Genomic DNA, 20011 nt, shown 5'->3' with positions numbered 1-20011 from the left:
GGAATCATAGTGGATCAGCTTAAAAGTAAAACCCTGCAGGGCCTGATGTACCTTGGCGTTGGCAAGGGCCTGGGGCGGCTGATCTCCTTCGTCAATACCCTGCTGCTGGCGCGGCTGCTGTCGCCCAAAGACTACGGCCTGATGTCGATCGTGATGGTGGTGGTCGGCTTCATCGGCTTCTTCAACGAGATCGGCCTTGGCAGCGCGATCAAGCAGCGCATCGACATCACCAAAGAGCAGCTCAATGGCGCATTTGCGCTGGCGGTCCTGATCAGCATTCCGCTGTACCTGGCGCTGTTCGCATCGGCCCCGCAGATCTCGGCGTTCTACGAGCAGGACATTACCGCGGTGCTGCGCTTTATCGCCCTGACCTTCATCATCGGCGCGGTAGCCACGGTGCCCGACGCGCTGATGTCGCGCGACATGCGCTTCAAGATCTACGGCGGCATCGACTTCGCCATGATCCTGATCCAGTGCGTCATCACGCTGGTGATGGCCTGGCTCGGCTACGAAGTGTGGGCACTGGCGTGGGGCTTCGTCGCCGCCCAGGTGTTCAAGACCAGCTGCATTTTCTACTTCAGCAACTGGCGGCCTACGCGCCTGGGCAACCTGGGCGCCGCGACCGACCTGATGAAGTTCGGCGCCACCGTCACCTATTCGCGCCTGACCTGGTACTTCTACAACAACGCCAAGACCCTGATCATCGGCAAGGTGCTCAACCCGCAGCTGCTGGGCGTGTACTCGATGGCCTCGACCCTGGCGACGCTGCCGTCGACGCACATCACCAGCATGGTGATCCAGATCACCTCGCCGCTATTCTCCAAGCTGCAGCTCGACCTGCCGCGGCTCGACAACGCCATGCGCCGCCTGACCTCGGGCATCGCGCTGATCGCGTTCCCGGTCATGGCCGGCATGGCGCTGACCGCCACCGAACTGGTGCCGGTGCTGCTGGGACCGAACTGGATCGAGGCGGTGTTCCCGCTGCAGATCCTGTGCATCCTCGGCTTGTTCAAATCGGTCGACCCGCTGATCACGCAAGCCTTCATCTCGATCGGCAAAGCCAACGTCACGGCGCGCTACACCACGCTGTGCGCGGTGGTGATCCCGCTCAGCGTATACGTCGGCGCCGTCACCGGCGGCCTGGTTGGCGTGGCGATCGGCATGGCGATTTCGTATCCGCTGTCGTCGATCTACCTGTTCCGCTCGGCGCAGGTGCACCTCGACTTTTCGATGCGGCGCTACCTGCGCGCCCTGCAAACGCCAGTCGAGGGCTGCATCTTCATGGCCGTGATCGTGCTGGGCTACCACTACCTGTCGCTGCGGGCCGGCTTCGACCTGCCGCTGTGGCTCTTGATCAGCAAGACCGTGGTTGGTGGACTGAGCTACCTGCTGTTCCTCGTATACATCCGCCGCAGTGGCCTGAACGACTGCTACGAAGTGCTGCGCGAGCTGGGCGTGTCGGCCAAAAAGCTCGACCGCTGGCCCTTCAACCGCATCACGCCCGCCTGAGCGCCACCCACACACCGGAATTCGCATGCAAGTAATCAAAGACATACAACGCGCGTGGACGCTGCTTGGCGAGCGCAAGGCCGATACCGCCTACCTGCCGTACTGGCGCCAGCTGGTCGAGATGGCGGCGTTGTGGGGCGTGCGCGGCATCGGTCCCGGCTACTACCTGCAGGCGCGCTGGTGGCGCCCGAGCGTGCCGTTCGCCGACAAGTGGGCGCACACCAACCGCAAGGAATACAACGCCTTCATCGACCGCTGGAACGCGCGGCCGTACCAGAAGGCGTCGCAGCACAAGGTGGTTGAGAAGGCCGTGCTGCAGCTGCTCGGCGTGCCGACGCCCGAATTCATCGGCTTCCTGCACCCGGACAGCGGCGCGCGCGCCGACGGCAGCCCGCTGCGCGGCCTCGACGACCTGACGCGCCTGTGCCGCGAGATGGTGGGCCAGAAGATCTGCTTCAAGCTGGTAGAAGGCTACGGCGGTGCGGGCTTTTCCGCCTTCCGCATCGAAGCGCCCAACGGCGAGCCGGTGTTCGTCCATCCGATCAGCGGGGCCGCGACCAGCATCGCCGACTGGCATGCCAAAGCCGCGCGAGACCGCGACGGCTACATCGTCGAGCACTACCTCCAGCAGCATGAAGTGCTGTCGAACATCCACCCGAACTCGGTCAACACCCTGCGCATCTGGCTGTACCAGGCGCGCGGCGAAGTGAAAATCGCCGGAGCCTTCCTGCGCGTTGGCCGCAAGGGGAGCCTGGTCGATAACACCAGCAGCGGCGGGGTGTTCTGCCCGGTCGACCTGGCCACCGGCGTGCTGCGCTACGCGGCCAATGCCAAGAACCCGCTCGAGACGATGGACAGCCATCCGGACACCGGCGGGCGCATCGCCGGCGTGCAGTTGCCGTTCTGGCGCGAATGCCAGGACGTGGCGGCCCGCGCGATGCAGGCTTTCCCGCATGTGAACGTGGCTGGCGTGGACGTGGCCATCGCGGTCGATGGCCCGAAGATGATCGAGCTGAATGTGCGGCCCGACCAGATTGGCTGCGCCCGTATCGACCTGCCGCTCAAGCAGGTCGACCAGTGGATGCGCGGCGGCTAAACCGCGCTGGTGGTCACGGCTTGAGCGGTTGCGCCGGCTTGGCGGCGCGCTGTGCGATGGTGGTTTTGGCCTGCGTCTTGGACAGCTGCACGGGCTGGCCTTTCAGGTGGTTCAGCGCCTGCTTCAGCTGGAAGTCTTCGGCGCTGCCAAATTCGAGCGGACCGCGTTTGCGCTCGAGCGCGATGATGCGCATCTGTTCTTCCATCTCGTCGTTGCGCGCGCCCGCGGTTTCTTCGTCGCGGTCATTGGAGAGGTGTTTTTCCAGGTCCGATTCGCGTACCCGCAAGCCGTTCAGGCCATCGCCATCGGCGTTCTCATCGACCAGCAGGTCGGGCACGATGCCCCTGGCCTGGATCGAACGGCCCTTCGGCGTGTAGTAGCGCGCCGTCGTCAGCTTGACCGCGGTGTCGTTGGTCAGCGGACGCACGGTCTGCACCGAGCCCTTGCCGAAAGTCTGGCTGCCCATGACGATGGCGCGCTTGTAGTCCTGCAGCGCGCCGGCCACGATTTCGGAGGCCGATGCCGATCCGGTATTCACCAGCACCACCAGTGGAACGTTCTTGATGGCCAGCGGCAGGCGCGCCAGCGGATCGCTGTTATTCAGCGAATAGTCTTCAACGCGGCCGTAGAAGCTCTCCTTCGAGGTTGGCAGCTGGCCGTTGGTCGATACGATTTCTGCGTTCTTCGGCAAAAAGGCCGCGGACACGCCGACGGCGCCTTGCAGCAGGCCGCCCGGATCGTTGCGCAGGTCGAGCACCAGGCCTTTCAGGTTCGGCTCCTGCTTGTACAGCGCCGCGATCTTGGCGGCCATGTCGTCCACCGTCGGTTCCTGGAACTGCGAGATGCGCAGCCACGCGTAGCCGGGTTCGACGATTTTCCCCTTGACGCTTTTTTGCACGATCTCTTCGCGCATGATGGTGAAGGCCAGCGGCTGCGGCGCGTCCTTGCGCAGGATGGTCAGGTTGACCTTGGTCTTCGGCTCGCCGCGCATCTTCTTGATGGCTTCGTCGATCGCCACGCCCTGGATCGGCACCGAATTGATACGCGTGATCAGGTCGCCTGCCTTGATGCCGGCGCGGTAGGCCGGCGAATCTTCGATTGGCGAGACGATGCGAATGTAGCCTTCTTCGCTTTCGGCGATCTCGATGCCGAGGCCGACGAACTTGCCTTCGGTGCCTTCGCGCAGTTCGCGGAAGGCTTTCTTGTCGAGGTAGGCCGAATGCGGGTCGAGCGACGCGACCATGCCGGAAATGGCGTCGGTCAGCAGCTTTTTGTCCTGCACCGATTCGACGTAATCGCTTTTGATCAGGCCATACACGTCGGCCAGCTGGCGCAGCTCGTCGAGCGGCATGCCCGGATTGACCGGACGCTGCGCCAGCGCGGAGAACTGCATCGAGACCGCGACGCCGGCGATGACGCCCAGGCCGACGAGGCTGGTATTTTTAAGTGTTGAGCCCATGAGATCACCTGACCGATGCTAGATATTCAATGTTTGCGCCTGAGTCCGCGCACGGCCCAGTATAAACCCGATTGCCACTCGTGCGCACAGGCGGCGCAAGCAACGGCGCCTTATGGCATGCATACATTGTGTCCTTCTGTATCGAAAAGTAAAAAAGGGCTTCCGAGCATTTGCAACCAAGTAACAGAAGCTAAAATGCCATCATCCCCCATCCCGGCGCGCGTTCCGGCCGCGGTAAAAATCTGAATGGCTCAATGAAAAAAATAATCCCCCTCGCTTGCGCAGCCCTGCTGAACGGCGGCGCAGCCCACGCCATGGCGCAGGCCGCCAGCGAACCGGTGGCCGGCCAGGTGGCCGCGCCAGCGGCGCCAGCGGCCAGCGCCGACCCGGCCAAGCTGCAGCAGGTGACCGTCACCGGAAGCCGTGCCAACGACACCGAAACCCGGCGCAATTCCACCGCAGGCAAGATGGTCTTCGGACGCGAAGAACTGGACCGCAACGGCGACAGCAATGTCGGCGACATCCTCAAGCGCCTGCCTGGCGTGACGATGGGCGGCGCGCCCGGACGGGGCGGCGGCGGTGTCCGCATGCGCGGCCTCGGCAACGGCTACACCCAGATGCTGGTCAACGGCGAGCGGCCGCCACCAGGCTTCTCGCTCGAATCGCTGGCGCCTGACCAGGTCGAGCGCATCGAGGTGATGCGCGGCCCGGTGGCCGAATTCTCGACCAGTGCGATCGCCGGCACCATCAACATCGTGCTGCGCGAGGGCTACCAGCAAAAGGACATCCAGCTGCGCCTCACCGATTCCATCGAAAACGGCCTGCACAGCCCGGACGTGTCGCTGACCGTGCCTGGCAAGCAGGGCGCGCTGACATGGCTGCTGAACGGTTCCATCGGCGTGCGCCGCGAGCGCGATGCGAGCTACTCGTTCGACCAGGATATCCTGGCCAATGGCGAGATCCAGAAGGAGCAGGAGATTGTCGGCAGCGGCGAGCGCCGCTCGACGCGCATCCACCTCGGTCCGCGCCTGTCGTACAAGTTCGGGAACGGCGATACGCTGACGTACCAGCAGTTCCTGATGCACGCCCAGAGCGTCGGCACCACCGACAGCCTGCTGGCGCAGCGCATCGGCCTGATCGCGCCGGAGTATGCGCTGTCGCAGGGCGGATCCGAGTCCAGCGCCACCTTCACGCGTGGCTTCGGCAACTGGGTGCACCGCTTTGCGGGCGGCGGCAAGGCCGACATCAAGTTCGGCCTTGGCGGCGGGCGCAGCGAAAGCGACTCGGAGCGCTATCACTACAATGCCGCCGGCGCGCTGACCGACCGCTTCGTCGATGCCGACGAATCGCGCAGCACCAGCTTCAGCTTCGGCGGCAAGTACACCAAGCCGGTCGGCACCGGCCACACGCTGGCGACTGGATGGGATGTCGAAACCGGCGAGCGCCGCACCACCCGCGTCTCGCTCGACAACGGCCTGCCGCAGTTCGAGGACTCCGGTTCCGACCTGTCGGCCGACACGCGCCGCCTGGCCGCCTTCATCCAGGACGAATGGGACATCAGCAAAACCTGGTCGGCCTACTTCGGCCTGCGCTGGGAAGGCATCCGCACCCAGAGCACGCGCGCCGGCGCCGACGTTGAAAACACGACCAGCGTCTTCAGCCCGGTGCTGCATACGGTCTGGCGCATTCCCGGGTTCGAGAAGGACCAGGTGCGCGCCAGCTACACGCACAGCTACAAGTCGCCCGACCTGAACGACCTGATCGCCGCGCCGACGTTCTCGCGCCTGAACAGCGCCACCCGGCCCGACCGCATCGGCAATCCGGACCTGAAGCCGGAACTGGCCAAAGGCATCGACGTCGCCTACGAACATTACCTCGGGCGCAACGGCATCCTTTCGGCCAGCGGTTTTGTGCGCGACATCGACAACCTGATGCGGCGCGAGATCAGCCTGCGCAACGGCCGCTGGGTTTCAAGCCCAGCCAATATCGGCAGCGCGCGCACCAGCGGCATCGAGCTGGAAGCCAAGTTCCAGCTCGCCGAGCTGATGACCGACGCGCCGGACGTCGACTTCCGCTTCAATTACAGCCGCTTCTGGTCGGATGTCGACGGCATTCCGGGGCCGGACAACCGCCTCGACCAGCAGGCTGAACAAACTGCCAACATCGGCGCCGACTACCGCATCAAGGCGATGCCGCTGACGCTGGGCGGCAGCTTTAACTGGACGCCGGCGATCGCGGTGCAGAGCAGCCTGACCGAGCGCGTGAGCAGCGGGCCGAAACGCCAGCTGGACCTGTACGGCCTGTGGAAATTCAAGCCTGACTTGCAGCTGCGTATATCCGGCAGCAACCTGCTGGGCGACGACTACGACACTGGCCGCATCGTCAACACCGGCGCCCTGGCGCAGACGTCGTTCACGGCTGCGCAAAGCTACCGCAGCGTCAGTGTTAAGCTTGAGATGAAACTGTAGTGAACCGGGCCGGTGGAGACCCGGCCCTCGCACCACCCATATGGCCACGAGCCATTTTTACCAGACCCATAAGGACGATCCTGTGAAACGATATTTGCTGACTACCCTGTCCCTGAGCCTCATCGCCGCCTTTGCCGGCGCGGCCGACACGGCCAAACCTGGCGCCCCGGCGTCCGGCATCGACGTGCAGTACATCGACCCGTCCGTGCGCGCGCAAGACGACTTCTTCGTGCACCTGAACGGCAAATGGCTGAAGGCGACCGAGATCCCGGCCGACAAGTCGAGCTGGGGCAGCTTCGCCAAGCTGCGCGACGACACCCAGCCGCAGCTGCTGGCGCTGATCGAAGCGGCGCAGAAGGACACGAGCGCCAAAGCTGGCTCGGAAACCCGCAAGATCGGCGACATGTACGCCAGTTTCATGGACCAGGATCGGCTGGAAAAACTGGGCTACAAGCCGCTGACCGGCGAGTTGCAGCGCATCCGCGGCATGCGCGACAAGAAGGCCGTGCCGGCGATGATGGCGCGCCTGACGCAGATCGGCGTCTCGGTTCCCTACGGTATCTACATTGGCCAGGACGCGCGCGCATCGACCCGCTACGCGGCCTACATCAGCCAGAGCGGCCTTGGCATGCCCGACCGCGACTACTACCTGAAAAAAGACGACGAAAAGCTGGCCAAGACCCGCGCCGCCTACGAGAAGCATGTCGCGAAGACGCTGGCGATGGCAGGCGAGAAGAACGCCGCCGCGGCAGCGAAAGCCATCCTCGAGTTCGAGACCCAGCTGGCCGAAGTCCAGTGGACCAAGGTCGACAACCGCGACCCGGTCAAGCGCTACAACAAGGTCGACATCGCCAAGCTTGGCGAACTGACGCCGGGCTACGACTGGAAGGCGGCGCTGGCTGCGTCAGGCATCGCCAACAAGGTCGACTACGTGATCGTCAACCAGCCGAGCTACCTGAAGGGCTTCAACGACATTCTCGCCAGGACCGACCTGGCGACCCTGAAATCGTACTTTAAATGGCAGCTGCTGCGCAGCTACTCGGAATACCTGTCGAAGTCGTTCGTCGATGAGAACTTCGGCTTCTACGGCACCACGCTCACTGGCGTCACCGAAAACCGCCCGCGCTGGAAGATCGGCGTTTCGACGGTCGAAAGCGCGCTTGGCGAAGCGGTCGGCAAGGTGTACGTTGGCCAGCACTTCCCGGCCGAGCGCAAGGAACGCATGCAGGTGCTGGTCAAGAACCTGATGGAAGCCTACCGCCAGAGCATCGATACGCTCGACTGGATGGGCCCCGAGACCAAGAAGGAAGCGCAAGCCAAGCTGGCCAAGTTCACGCCGAAGATCGGCTACCCGGACAAGTGGCGCGACTACTCGACCTTGAGCGTCGACCGCAACGACCTGGTGGGCAACGTCATGCGCGCCCGCACCTTCGGCTACAAGCGCAACGTCAACAAGCTGGGCAAGCCGATCGACCGCAGCGAGTGGGGCATGACGCCGCAAACCGTCAACGCCTATTACAGCTCGACGATGAACGAGATCGTGTTCCCGGCCTCGATCCTGCAGCCGCCGTTCTTCGACATGCTCGCCGATGACGCGGTCAACTACGGCGCCATCGGCGCCGTGATCGGCCATGAAATCAGCCACGGCTTCGACGACAAGGGCAGCCAGTCCGACGGCGACGGCAACCTGCGCGACTGGTGGACGGCCGAAGACCGCGCCAAGTTCCAGGCCAAGGCCGACGCGCTGGTCAAGCAGTACGACGCCTACAGCCCGCTGCCTGGCTACAACGTCAACGGCGCGCTGACCCTGGGCGAGAACATCGGCGACAACTCGGGTGTGGCGATCGCCTACAAGGCCTACAAGCTGTCGCTGGGCGGCAAGCCGGCGCCGGTGATCGACGGCCTGACCGGCGACCAGCGCTTCTACATGGGCTTCGGCCAGGTATGGCGCAGCAAGATGCGCGAAGCGGCGCAGATCGTCCAGGTCAAGACCGACCCGCACTCGCCAGGCCAGTTCCGCGCCAACGGCACGATGCGCAACCAGCCCGGCTTCTACGAAGCATTCGACGTCAAGGAAGGCGACAAGATGTACCTGGCGCCGAAGGACCGCGTCACCATCTGGTAACGGTCGCTTGAAACGAAAAAGCCGCTTCCTATCGAAGCGGCTTTTTTGTATCCGACAACAACGTCGTTCCCGCGCAGGCGGAAGTGTGGCATCCAGTACGTCGTTCCCGCGCAGGCGGGAATCCATACTGACGCCGATTAGCGAACCTGGTCTTCGCGGCGACAACATCCCGAGCCGGCCACGACGTGGTAGTGGCCATTCCACTTGCCACACTTAACGTTGAGATGGCGAAAAAAAAGGCTATGTCCCCGCTAAGTGTGGAAAAACGCCGAGCGCGGCCATAAGCATTGCCGCCGGCGTATCGATTCGCTGAGCATCGACTGCCCATCGCCAGCCAAGATAATTCGGAAGATAGTGGGTTGCCACTCCATGGAACCGTGACATCCACTCTCGGAATCGACTGTGGTACGCATTCACGTTTTGCACATGGATTGCACCTCGCACTCGGACACCTTGTCTAATATTGACCGCTTCGTGAGAAATGCCGGCATCGCGGGCGAAGTATCGGTATGATGCATTCCCATCCGATACCAAGAGCGTGTCTTCGGCCAGCACCGGTTTAAGGCAACGACGTAACTGGGCTTTGGAAACTGGTCCCCGTCCGGTGACGAAATCGAGCGTTTTCCCCGTCCGATCACGCGCGACCAGCACGCAAACTTGCTCATTAGACGTGCCACGCTTTTTTGCCGAGCCGCCCCTCTTGCGCGGAGCACGCTGCAGGTTTCGCGCCCCCTTTTCCGACTCAAGAAAATAGATTTCGTCGGCTTCTGCGATACCGCTTAACTGGGACGGCCTATCAGTTTTTGGGAGCGTCAGGAAGCGGTGGCGCCACCGAAAACTCGTGTTCTTATGCACCCCAATAGATTTGGCGGCGCGGCGTACCGTGGTGGCCATAAGCAGACAATCCACGTAGCGTAGCCATTTACCTTTAAGACGCAGCCTGGACAACGGCGTCCCGGTCAGGGAATTGAATGTCTTAGAACAGTCCCTACACCGATAACGATGAAGTCCGTGTGCTTCACCGTGGCCGTAGAACTTCGTTGACCTACAACGGGGACACGCTAGGTTCGCCGCTGCTGCTTGTTCTAGAAGCGCCGTTGTTTTAGCGTCGGCTGATTGATGTTCCAGCATCGCGGCGACCTTGATCAACTGTCTACTGCTGAGAGTGCTCAACAGCTTGGTGAACATCTCGAAGGAGCGAGCATCCATGCGGCCTCCAGTCAACTGATCTGATACTGGTCAGACCTCAGCCGCTCGAAGAGATTCCACACTTAGCGGGGACATAGCCAAAAAAAACCGCCCTGCGAGGGCGGTTTCATCGAAGCCAGAAGGCTTACTTGGACTCGGCAACCATGTAATCAACCGCTGCCTTGACTTCCGCATCCGACGCGGTCGAGCCGCCCTTAGGAGGCATCATGCCAGCTTTGCCCTGGAAACCCTTGATCGCGTGCTCGTACAGCACAGCGTCGCCTTGCTTGATCCGTGCTGCCCAGTTAGCCTTGTCGCCCAGCTTTGGTGCGCCGGCGATGCCAGCGCCGTGGCAAGCAGCGCACGAAGCGTTGTAGATGCCTTTGCCGATGTCGCCCGACAGTTTGCCCGGTGCCGCTGCGGCAGCGGCGGCGGCAGGAGCGACAACGGCTGCTTGCGCTTCAGCCGGCACAGCTGCAGGAGCAGCAGGCGCCGCATCAGCCGTTACCGCAGCAGGCGCTGGCGCCGGTACTACTGGTTCCTTGAACGACGCGCCGCTCTGGTTAGCCATGTAGACCACGGCGCGTGCGACTTCCACGTCATCCAGGTCAGGATTGCCGCCCTTGGCAGGCATCGCGCGGATACCCTCGATAGCATGCTTGACCAGGGTATCGTAACCTTGAGCAATACGTGCACCCCAGCCAGCGTTGTCGCCCAGCTTGGGAGCGCCGGCAGCGCCACTGGTGTGGCAGGCTGCGCAGTTAGCGGTGTAGACCGCGTCGCCGGCGAGCAATACTTTAGGTGCGTTGACATCTTTCAGGGTAAAACCTTCGTCAGCGACAGGCGACAGGCGGGCAGCAACTGCTTCCGCGCTCTGGCTGTCGGTGCCGGCGCCTTCCAGGGTGCCGGTGGTGACGAAAGATACCAGCAGGATGATGCCGATGACGGTCACCAGGAAGAAGGCAGCGACCGCAGCTGCGAGCTGACCAGGGGTCCGGATAGGGGAGTGGTGTTCGTTGTGTGCGTCGCTCATGATGTCCTTAAAACCAATTTTCAAACCTGCAAGGCGAAAACGCCCGCCAAACCCGCGATTATAGACGTAAAGCACGGGCTTTGGAACGGAAATCAGGGGCCAGCACGACAGTTTCCATGGACGGAAGGTTGGAAAAACTGTATCCTTCGCCTCACTTCAGAAATTCCCCTACGCGGCTGTAGCTCAGTGGATAGAGTATTGGCCTCCGAAGCCAAGGGTCGTGGGTTCGATCCCCGCCAGCCGCACCAGTTTTTCCTCAATGCAATTACGTCAACTCAGCACAGCGTCACCCGCTGCGCGTAGCCGCGTGTCATTCGCTGGATCAGGCGACACTAATTTTCGCTAGGCACTATTATTGACGTATTGTTAAAGCAACTGTACGTCAATAGGAGTCGTCATTACATGAATCTGCATGCCATTCAAGAACAGGCCCTGGTCACGCGCGCTGCCGCACTCGGCGCCGTCGGCCAGCTGCCCGATGGCGTCTCGGTCGACTCCTTCCTCGCTGCCGCCTCGCAGGTAGGCGACTTCGACCACTACAAGGTCGTCCCTGTCGAGGCGCGCGATATTGCCAGGCAGGTGGCAGCCAGCGCTGGCGAACTGGGCGTGCGTGCATTCCTGCGCGCCGTCCTGGCGCAGGGCGCCATCAACGCGCTGGCTTCATCCGAACTCAGGCGCCTGCCGCCTTCCGTCATGGCGGACCACGCGCGCGAGCTTGGCCGCGTGGTCTCGAATACGGATCCGCATGCCGACTGGCTATGCCTCGACAACGATCTGTTCCAGAAAGAGTTCGGCATCGTCAGTTTCCGCCTGTATGCCGCCGGCGCACAGCTGATCGATCCGCGTTGCGGCATTCCGCGTTCCTACATGCTCAAGGGCGGCCTGGCCGATGCGCCACGCCGCCTCCTGATGATGCTCGGGCTGGGTGGCTTCCGCCCGTTCTTCCAGGTGCACGCGCACGAGTTCATGCTTGACCTGCTCAACGAGCAGGGCAGGGAAGACACGTACCGCGGCTGCATCGCACTGTTCGACCTGTTCCCGGCTGTACGCGGCATCATCGCCGGCAGCTGGTTTTACGACCCGGCGGTCACATTGATCAGCCCCCGTGTTGCCTATTTCAGCAGCACGCCGCTCAAGCATGGCGGCCACGTGATGTTTGTCGAGGAAGGGGGCAATGCGCTGGTCGATGCCCTGGCCACGTCGCCTACCCGCCGCAAGCTGCACGCGGAGGGCAAGTACATGCCCAAGACCTACATGCTGATCTGGGGTAAGAAGCAGATGATCGCCTGGGCTGCGCGGCAGCCGCAGGTGGCGCTGGCTTAAGAGTAAGCCGGACTGGCGGCGCGCCCGGTGACGCGGCGCAGGAATTCGGAGAAGCCGCTCATCTCGGCTTCGAATTCCAGCATTTCAACGTCGCGGCCGTCGAGGAAGCGCGGCAGGAAATAGGCTTGATCGTTCTCTGCCTTGGAAATCAGGCCAGGAATGCAGGTGGTGGCGGAGACGACGCCCAGCTCGCCCAGCGCCACCGGCGCATCCGCATCAAAGCTGCCGCTCGGATAGCAATAGTGCTTCGGCACAGGCAAACCCAAGCCCTGGATGGACTCCGAGCACAGTCGCAGGTCGTTTTTCAACGCCGCCGGGTCGCCTTTCGGGTAGCGGTGCACGTGGCCGTGAAGTTCGATCGCGCAGCCGCGCGCGGACAGTGCGCGCAATTCTTCGCCGGTCATGTACTGGAAGCGGCGCGATCCGAGCTGCAGGTCGGCCGAACTGACCTGCATGTCTTTCGCAAACTGCTCCAGCGCATCGCTGGCCGCGACCTTGTCCGAACCGAATCCCTCGATCCATGCCGCCACCTTCTGGCCGAGCTGCTCGCGCACCGGCGCCGCCGACAGCGCATACTGGCCGTCGACCGCAAGCGCATAGCCTTGCAGCGTGACGTCTTTCAGCTCGGATTTCCAGATGATGTAGCGCGCCGCGACGTCGGCAACCGGTGTGCCTTCCAGCACATGGCTGGTGCACAGGTAAAGTGTCGACGGCATCGCGAGCTGGTCCAGCACGGGCAGCAGTTCGCTGCCGGTGGAGTACCAACCGTCATCGAAAGTGATGACCGTGGCCAGCGGCGGCGAGGCGCGCTGGCCGGCCGCGCTTTTCACGGCGTCGTCCAGTGTGACGACATTGAAGCCTTTTTCGCGCAGCCATTTCATCCGCTGTTCGAAGGTTTTCTTCGAGAAGAATAGTTTTCCGTTGTACTCGCTCTCGTCGCCGATCGCGCCACCGTGGTAACACAGGATGCGCAACTGGGACTGGGTCAGGCGGCGGAATAGCTTAAAGACGCCGAGCGTGCGTGCGGCGCTGAGAAAGCTGAGTTTTAACTGTTTCGACATGTGGCTACTGGCGTGAGGCGAGCTGAAAGTTTATCTGAAAATGACAAGCAATATAGTTGTTCAAAATTAACAAGTGATGACATTGCAGTGGCGCAGGGCGCTGTCAAGACGGCGCCAGGTGAACTTGCGTGTTTGCATTTAATAACGAATGATATACAGTTTTTGACAAAGGCCTGTTCCGTTGGTGCCTATTCGTAATTTTTCCAATCAGACAGTCGTGAAACAGGGTCTTCCATGAACAAATCTTTCCTGATGGTCGGCGCGGCCGCTGCAATTGTTGCCGTCGGCGCCGCGGTTTACTACACCCGGCCGCCTGCGCCCGCGATGTCCAACTTCATTTCCCCGTCCGATACTGCCCAGGTCGCGCGCGGAAAGATTATCTACGACAATAACTGCGCGTCGTGCCATGGCGCCAAGCTGGAGGGCCAGCCGAACTGGCGTCAGCGCCTGCCGAACGGACGCCTGCCGGCGCCGCCGCACGATGTCAGCGGCCATACCTGGCATCATCCCGACCAGGTCCTGATCGACATCGTCAAGCATGGGCTGGTTCCGGGCAAGACGGCGCCCGAGGGCTATCAGAGCGACATGCCCGCCTATGCCGCCACCCTGAAAGACGACGACATCGCCGCGGTCCTTGCCTACATCAAGAGCAGTTGGCCGGCCGACGCGCTCGACGCGCAACGCGGCATCACCTTGCAAACCGAATAAGCTTGTGTTGTTCTGCAGAACTGAATCCTGCCGGACATGTTGAACATCATGGTGGGATCGGTTACTTTCACTAGTATGTTTCTTTGAAGTACGATTACTTCCGCGAATGCTCGAAACTGTTCGCGCAACACAACGTTTCTTGTTGTTTTGTTGTTATCTCGATATAGAATGAGGGAATCTTTCTATCGTGCACGGCGGCTTGCTGCCTGACGATTCTTCCATTCATTTAGTTGTTACAAGGTAAGCCATGCGAAACACACGGAATACGAAACTCGTCAGCGCGACAATGGCGTCGGCCCTGCTGTTGCTGGGTGGCCTGAGCGGTTGCAGCAAGTCGGAAAGTTCGGAAACGCTGGTTGCCGATGCCAAGCAATTCATCCAGAAAGGCGACACCAAGGCGGCCGTCATCCAGCTCAAGAACGCATTGCTGAAAAACCCGTCGGATGTGGAAGCGCGCCTGACCCTTGGCGCCTTGTACAACGACACCGGCGACGCTGCTTCGGCCGAGAAAGAATTCCGCAAGGCTGCCGAACTGGGCGCCACGCCGGACAAGACCGTGCCTGGCCTGGCCGCGGCGCTGATCGCCCAGAACCAGTTCCAGAAGGTCCTCGATGAAACCGCTGCCACGGCGGCAGGCAAGCCCGGCTTGCTGACCCTGCGCGGCGACGCCCAGATGGGTCTGGGCAAGGCCGACCTGGCCAAGCAGGAATATGAGCTGGCGCTGCAGGCCGACCCGAAGTCGGGCGCGGCCCTGATCGGCATGGCGCGCCACGCGCTGACGCAGCGCGACATCGACGGCGCCAAGCGCCTGACCGAGCAGGCCAGCAGCGCCGAGCCAGCCAACGCCGAGGTCTGGATGTTCAAAGGCGGCCTGCTGCGCGCCGACGGCAAGTCCGACGAGGCGCTGGCCGCTTACGACCAGGCATTGAAGGTCAAGCCGGGGCATCGCAGCGCGAATATCGAAAAGGCCTACATCGAAATCGCCACCCGCAAATTTGACGCCGCGCAGGCCGACATCAACGCGGCCGGCAAGGCCGCGCCAGGCAGCCTGATGGTGCTGTACACCCAGGCATTGCTCGACCATACCCAAGGCAAGCATGCGGCAGCGAAGGAATCGCTGCAGAAAATCTTGCGCGTCGCGCCTGACCATATGCCAAGCGTCCTGCTGGCCGGGTCGGTGGAGCACTCGCTCGAGTCGATGCCGCAAGCCGAGCAGCACCTGAAGAAATATGTCGAGACCGTGCCGGGCAACGGCTATGCCCGCAAGCTGCTGGCATCGACGCTGATCAAGCTGGGCAATATCACCGAAGCGCAAGCCGTGATGGCGCCGTTGATGGCCGATGCCGACAAAGACCCGCAAGTGCTGGCGCTGGCGGGCGAGCTGGCGATGCATTCGCGCGATTTCGGCAAGGCCACCGATTACCTGGAACGTGCCGCCAAGATGGCGCCAAACGCCGCCGCCGTCCGCACCTCGCTGGCGATGAGCAAGCTGGCGCAGGGCGACGATACGCGCGCGATTGTCGAACTGGAAGAATCGACCCGGCTCGACAGCAAGTCGACCAAAGCCGCCACCTTGCTGGTGCTGACCGAAATGCGCCTGAAGCGTTTCGACAAGGCGCTGGCGGCCGCCAACGCGATGGAAGCGCAGCAGCCGAAAGATCCGGTCGTGCAGAACCTCAAAGGTGGCGTCTACCTGAGCAAGGGCGACCTGGCCAATGCCCGCGCCAGTTTCGAAAAGGCGCTGAGCCTGCAGCCGAGCTACTTCCCGGCCGTGGCCAACCTGGCCCAGCTGGAAATGAAAGACAAGAAGCCGGAGGCCGCGCGCAAGCACCTGACCGCCTTCCTTGAAAAAAACAAGAAGAGCGTCGAGGCGATGTCCGGCCTGGCGGAGCTGGCTCAGCTGGAAGGCAAGACCGCCGAAGTGACGCAGTGGCGCGAAAAGGCGCAGGCCGAGAATCCCGATGAAGTGATTCCGGCAATGCTGCTCGCCACGCACCAGCTGCGTAGCGGCGACAAGGAAAAGGCATTGAACCTGGTGCGTAAGTTCCAGGTTGCCAACCCGAAGAACACCGAGCTGCTGGACCTGCTGGGCCAGGCCCAGATGGCCAACGGCGACCGTGACGGCGCGCTCGAATCGTTCAGCAAGCTGGCCGGCATGGCGCCGAAATCGGCGCAGGCGCAGATGCGCCTGGCATCGGTGCACATGGCGCAAAACAATCCGAACGCCGCCGCCAACGACCTGAAGAAGGCGCTGGCGCTGGACCCGAATTTCCTCGATGCCCAGCTGGCCCAAGCCGAACTCGCCGTACGTAGCGGCAAGTTCGACGAAGCGCTGGCGCTGGCACGCCAGATCCAGAAGCAGCGTCCGGACAACGGTGTCGGCTACACGCTGGAAGGCAGCGTGCTGCAGGGCCAGGGCAAGGATGCCCAGGCCGTGCGCGTCTACGAACAGGCGCTGGCGCTGTCGAACAATGTGCTGATCAAGACCAAGCTGCACAGCGCCATGGTGCGCTCGGGCAAGACCAAAGAGGCCGAGGCCCGCCTGGCCGAGTGGCAAAAGCAGTCGCCTGGCGATCCGGTGCTGGCGATGTATGCAGCCGACACTTTGCTGGCGGACAAGAAATTCAAGGAAGCGATCCTCAAGCTCGAGCCAATGCAGCAGCGCGCGCCGAACAATCCGATCGTGCTCAACAACCTGGCCTGGGCTTACCAGCAGGTCAATGATCCGCGCGCGCTGGCCACTGCCGAGCGGGCATTGGCCGCGGCCCCCGACAGCCCGGCCATCCTCGACACGGTTGGATCGATCCTGATCGACCAGGGCAATTTCAAGCGTGGCCTCGGCTACCTGCAGAGCGCAGTGGCCAAGTCGCCGAACGATGGCAATATCCGCTTCAACCTGGCCAAAGGGCTGGCGAAGTCCGGCGACAAGGCGGCTGCCCGCAAGGAACTCGACCAGGTGATGGCGGCGCGAGGCTTTACCCGCATCGAGGAAGCGCGCGCCTTGCAGCAAACGCTGTAAACGCGGTTCAGCAAATACGGTGGCGACCCGCTGTCGTCACCGTATTTACTGCGATAAATGCAACAAACGATGCACAGAAATAATTGATTTTTTTGCAGCATTGTTTCGTAAGTGATACGATCTTGCTCAGTTGTACCTGTTTTTTTATGCGTTTCCCTGTATTAACCTGGAGTAAAAACTGATGGAAAAGACCTTTGATGGGCTGATTACGATCGGGTTCGACTCCGAAGGACAGGGCGCGCACGATAGCGAGCTCAACGGGACACGTTCAGAATCATCTGATAACATCAGCGAGATGACGATCAACGAAAGAGCCTTCGGCATCCGCGTAGCAGATACTGAAGAAGGCCGAAATCACGCAAGCATGCTCATCAATAAGATGTATGCCTGGCGCGGCTATGCAGGAAGTCATCGCGTTGACGACAATCCAAACCGGATCACATTGTCGGCCTCGGACAAGGGCGCCGTCATCGGAACGGTCACGCTCGGCATCGACTCGGCCATCGGGATCCTCGCCGATGAAGTGTTCCGCGACCAGATCGACCAGTTCCGCCAGCGCGGCGCCAAGGTGTGCGAGATCAGCAAGCTGGCCTTCGACCCGACCGTGCGTTCGAAGATGGCGCTGGGCTCCTTGTTTCACATTCTCTACATTTACGCGCACCACCTGTATCAGTGCACAGACGCGTTCATCGAGATCAATCCGCGCCATCGGCGCTACTACGAGCACATGCTCGGCTTCAAGACACTGACCGATGTGCGCTGCAATCCGCGCGTTGACGCGCCGGCCTATCTGCTGTGGCTGAGCCTTGAACATATGGGCAACGAGATCGAGCGCCTGGGCGGCACCAGCGACCATCCTGGCAACGAGCGTTCGCTGTATCCGTATTTCTTCTCCAAGCGCGAAGAAATCGGTATTGCCAACCGCCTGTTCAACATCGGCTAAACTAGCCCGTCGTTGTTTCCTCCTGAACAAACCAGCCCTTCACGGGCTTTTTCGTCATGATCAATCCATTTTCCTATTCTGAAGCTTTCTCGCGCAACATCGGCTGGGTCACGCGGGAGGAACAGGAAAAACTGCGCGGCGCGCGCGTGGCGATCGCCGGCATGGGCGGGGTCGGCGGCATCTACGCGGTGACGCTGGCGCGCCTCGGGGTCGGCACCTTCCACCTGGCCGACTTCGACACTTACGACATCGCCAACTTCAACCGCCAGGTGGGCGCCATGATGTCGACCCGCGGCAAGGCCAAGGTCGAGGTAATCGCCGACATGGTGCGCGACATTAATCCCGAAGCGAACATCACCATCTTCCCCAACGGGATCGATGCCGCCAGCCTGCCGGCCTTCCTGGACGGCGTCGACCTGTACGTCGATGGCCTCGACTTTTTTGTGTTCGACATCCGTCAGAAGACTTTTGCCGCCTGCGCTGAGCGGCGCATTCCGGCCACCACGGTGGCGCCCCTGGGCATGGGCGCGGCGGTGCTTAACTTCCTGCCCGGCCAGATGACGTTCGAGGAATATTTCCAGTGGGGCGAGCTGCCCGAAAACGAAAAGGCGATCCGCTTCCTGGTTGGCTTGTCGCCAGCCGGCCTGCACCGCGCTTACCTGGTCGATCCGTCGGCCGTCAATTTTGCCGAGCGGCGCGGACCGTCGACCATCATGTCGGTGCAGATCTGCGCCGGCATCGCCGCAACCCAGGCCCTGAAGATCCTGCTCAAGCGCGGCAAGGTGCTGGCCGCCCCGCACGGCCTGCAGTTCGATCCCTTCCGCAACAAGATGGCCCACACCTGGCGTCCGGGCGGCAACAAGAACCCGATCCAGCGGCTGGCGATCGCGATCGGCCGCCGCCACCTTGCCAGCCTGCTGCGCCAGGGCGCGCCTTCCGGCGCGCCCCAGGCCTCACCTACACCAGCGAAGAACATGATGACTCCCTCCAGCCATGAGCGCATCGTCGCCATCCTCGACAAAGCCCGCTGGGCGCCCAGCGGCGACAACGACCAGCCGTGGCGCTTTGAAATTCTCGACGGCGCGCGCGTACGGGTGCACTGCAGCGATACCCGCGACATCTGCGTGTACGACCTCGAGGGCTGGCCGAGCCAGATCGCGATCGGCGCGATGCTGGAAACCATGGCGATCGCCGCCACCGCGCATGGCCTGGCAACCGAGGTGGTGCGCTGCGACGGCTCTACCGACAAGGACCCGGTGTTCGATGTCAGCTTCACCGAGCAGCCGGGGATGGCCGCCGATGCGCTGATCCCCGCCATCGAGGTGCGCAGCGTGCAGCGCCGCCCGATGAGCCGGCGCGCGCTGACCGTGCACGAGAAGCAGGAACTGGCGCAGTCGGTCGGACCGGGCTACCAGGTCCAGTGGCTGGAAGGCCCGGCGCGCATGGATGCGGCTAAGCTGATGTACAACAACGCCCGGCTGCGCCTGCTGATGCCGGAAGCCTACGAGGTCCACAAGCGCGTCATCAAGTGGGGCAAGGTCCAGTCGGAGTGGGGCGTGCCCGACCAGGCGCTGGGCGTGGACAACATGACGATCCACCTGATGAAGTGGGCGATGGTCAGCTGGGGCCGCCTTAAGCGGATGAATACGCTGATGGGCACCTGGGCGCCGCGCCTGCAGATGGACCTGGTGCCCGGCCTGGCCTGCGCCGCCCATTTCGTGATCCGCGCCGAGGCCGAGCCGCGCTCGGTGGCTGACTATATTGCCGCCGGCCGCGCGATGCAGCGCTTCTGGCTGACCCTGACCAGGCTCGGCCTGGTGATGCAGCCGGAAATGACGCCGCTGATCTTTTCATCGTATGTACGCAACGGCAAAACGTTCACCGCCAATGCCGGCCTGGCGGCGATGGCGGTCGGCTTGTCGGGGCAACTCGACCGCGTATTGGGCGACAAGCCAGGGTTCCCGGTCTTCATGGGACGCCTTGGCCAGGGCAAGAGCGCCACTGCGCGTTCTACCCGTCCGGCCCTGGCGCACCTGATGGTCACGGACGTGGGCAAACGAGGCTAAACGCGACGCCGCT

The 20011-nt window shown here is 62.5% G+C and carries 13 protein-coding genes and 1 tRNA gene; 10 read left to right on the top strand and 4 right to left on the bottom strand.

The genetic code is table 11. From position 1 onward, the window contains the following. Positions 1 to 9 precede the first annotated feature (9 nt). Both I4X03_RS02545 and I4X03_RS02540 read left to right on the top strand, forming a co-directional pair. The gene (locus I4X03_RS02545; protein WP_223465117.1) at positions 10 to 1509 is read left to right on the top strand and encodes a lipopolysaccharide biosynthesis protein; all 1500 of its coding nucleotides are present in this window, start codon (positions 10 to 12) and stop codon (positions 1507 to 1509) included. 25 nt (positions 1510 to 1534) lie between these two features. Next, positions 1535 to 2605, top strand: a complete 1071-nt coding sequence (locus I4X03_RS02540; protein ID WP_223465115.1) for a sugar-transfer associated ATP-grasp domain-containing protein — start codon at positions 1535 to 1537, stop codon at positions 2603 to 2605. A gap of 13 nt (positions 2606 to 2618) precedes the next feature. On the opposite strand, the gene I4X03_RS02535 is transcribed toward I4X03_RS02540, so the two are convergent. Further along, positions 2619 to 4064, bottom strand: a complete 1446-nt coding sequence (locus I4X03_RS02535) for a S41 family peptidase (RefSeq protein WP_223465114.1) — start codon at positions 4062 to 4064, stop codon at positions 2619 to 2621. Positions 4065 to 4318: 254 nt separating this feature from the next. Between I4X03_RS02535 and I4X03_RS02530 the strand changes: the two genes are divergently transcribed. Both I4X03_RS02530 and I4X03_RS02525 read left to right on the top strand, forming a co-directional pair. Then, the gene (locus tag I4X03_RS02530) at positions 4319 to 6532 is read left to right on the top strand and encodes a TonB-dependent receptor plug domain-containing protein (RefSeq protein ID WP_223465113.1); all 2214 of its coding nucleotides are present in this window, start codon (positions 4319 to 4321) and stop codon (positions 6530 to 6532) included. A gap of 82 nt (positions 6533 to 6614) precedes the next feature. Continuing rightward, positions 6615 to 8657: a M13 family metallopeptidase gene (locus I4X03_RS02525; RefSeq protein ID WP_223465112.1), complete on the top strand. Its 2043-nt coding sequence runs from the start codon at positions 6615 to 6617 to the stop codon at positions 8655 to 8657. Positions 8658 to 8897: 240 nt separating this feature from the next. Here I4X03_RS02525 and I4X03_RS02520 read toward each other — a convergent pair whose 3' ends face one another. Beyond that, positions 8898 to 9866 carry an IS1595 family transposase gene (locus I4X03_RS02520; RefSeq protein ID WP_370660475.1) on the bottom strand — a complete coding sequence of 323 codons (969 nt, stop codon included), beginning with the start codon at positions 9864 to 9866 and terminating at the stop codon, positions 8898 to 8900. A 124-nt stretch (positions 9867 to 9990) separates the two neighbouring features. Next, positions 9991 to 10878, bottom strand: coding sequence for a c-type cytochrome (locus I4X03_RS02515; RefSeq protein ID WP_223465111.1), 888 nt, complete (start codon positions 10876 to 10878; stop codon positions 9991 to 9993). Positions 10879 to 11050: 172 nt separating this feature from the next. Here I4X03_RS02515 and I4X03_RS02510 point away from each other — a divergent pair. Both I4X03_RS02510 and I4X03_RS02505 read left to right on the top strand, forming a co-directional pair. After that, a tRNA-Arg gene (locus I4X03_RS02510) sits at positions 11051 to 11126 on the top strand. A gap of 154 nt (positions 11127 to 11280) precedes the next feature. Further along, entirely contained in the window at positions 11281 to 12201 is a 921-nt protein-coding gene (locus tag I4X03_RS02505; RefSeq protein WP_223465110.1) for a hypothetical protein, read from the top strand. Here the strand turns inward: I4X03_RS02505 and I4X03_RS02500 are convergent. Next, positions 12198 to 13262, bottom strand: coding sequence for a polysaccharide deacetylase family protein (locus I4X03_RS02500; protein ID WP_223465109.1), 1065 nt, complete (start codon positions 13260 to 13262; stop codon positions 12198 to 12200). The genes I4X03_RS02505 and I4X03_RS02500 overlap by 4 nt on opposite strands. A 234-nt stretch (positions 13263 to 13496) precedes the next feature. On the opposite strand from I4X03_RS02500, the gene I4X03_RS02495 reads away from it, so the two are divergent. From I4X03_RS02495 to I4X03_RS23140, 4 genes are all read left to right on the top strand, one after another. Continuing rightward, positions 13497 to 13970, top strand: a complete 474-nt coding sequence (locus I4X03_RS02495) for a c-type cytochrome (RefSeq protein WP_223465107.1) — start codon at positions 13497 to 13499, stop codon at positions 13968 to 13970. 247 nt (positions 13971 to 14217) lie between these two features. Continuing rightward, positions 14218 to 16989, top strand: coding sequence for an XrtA/PEP-CTERM system TPR-repeat protein PrsT (prsT, locus tag I4X03_RS02490; RefSeq protein ID WP_223465106.1), 2772 nt, complete (start codon positions 14218 to 14220; stop codon positions 16987 to 16989). Between the two features lie 364 nt (positions 16990 to 17353). Beyond that, positions 17354 to 17932 carry an N-acyl amino acid synthase FeeM domain-containing protein gene (locus I4X03_RS02485; protein ID WP_223465104.1) on the top strand — a complete coding sequence of 193 codons (579 nt, stop codon included), beginning with the start codon at positions 17354 to 17356 and terminating at the stop codon, positions 17930 to 17932. Positions 17933 to 17988: 56 nt separating this feature from the next. Next, positions 17989 to 19998, top strand: coding sequence for a ThiF family adenylyltransferase (locus I4X03_RS23140; protein ID WP_307735327.1), 2010 nt, complete (start codon positions 17989 to 17991; stop codon positions 19996 to 19998). Positions 19999 to 20011: the final 13 nt, after the last annotated feature.

The organism is Massilia soli, assembly GCF_016809835.1.
Taxonomy (GTDB): Bacteria; Pseudomonadota; Gammaproteobacteria; order Burkholderiales; family Burkholderiaceae_D; genus Telluria_A; species Telluria_A soli.
The sequence above is the reverse complement of the archived record's forward strand: the minus strand, read 5'-3'. Positions and strand labels throughout refer to the sequence as shown.

Coding starts and splice junctions, on each gene's coding strand:
- I4X03_RS02540 (WP_223465115.1), top strand. CDS start 1,535: ATGCAAGTAATCAAAGACATACAACGCGCGTGGACGCTGCTTGGCGAG.
- I4X03_RS02535 (WP_223465114.1), bottom strand. CDS start 4,064: ATGGGCTCAACACTTAAAAATACCAGCCTCGTCGGCCTGGGCGTCATC.
- I4X03_RS02530 (WP_223465113.1), top strand. CDS start 4,319: ATGAAAAAAATAATCCCCCTCGCTTGCGCAGCCCTGCTGAACGGCGGC.
- I4X03_RS02520 (WP_370660475.1), bottom strand. CDS start 9,866: ATGGATGCTCGCTCCTTCGAGATGTTCACCAAGCTGTTGAGCACTCTC.
- I4X03_RS02515 (WP_223465111.1), bottom strand. CDS start 10,878: ATGAGCGACGCACACAACGAACACCACTCCCCTATCCGGACCCCTGGT.
- I4X03_RS02505 (WP_223465110.1), top strand. CDS start 11,281: ATGAATCTGCATGCCATTCAAGAACAGGCCCTGGTCACGCGCGCTGCC.
- I4X03_RS02500 (WP_223465109.1), bottom strand. CDS start 13,262: ATGTCGAAACAGTTAAAACTCAGCTTTCTCAGCGCCGCACGCACGCTC.
- I4X03_RS02495 (WP_223465107.1), top strand. CDS start 13,497: ATGAACAAATCTTTCCTGATGGTCGGCGCGGCCGCTGCAATTGTTGCC.
- prsT (WP_223465106.1), top strand. CDS start 14,218: ATGCGAAACACACGGAATACGAAACTCGTCAGCGCGACAATGGCGTCG.
- I4X03_RS02485 (WP_223465104.1), top strand. CDS start 17,354: ATGCTCATCAATAAGATGTATGCCTGGCGCGGCTATGCAGGAAGTCAT.
- I4X03_RS23140 (WP_307735327.1), top strand. CDS start 17,989: ATGATCAATCCATTTTCCTATTCTGAAGCTTTCTCGCGCAACATCGGC.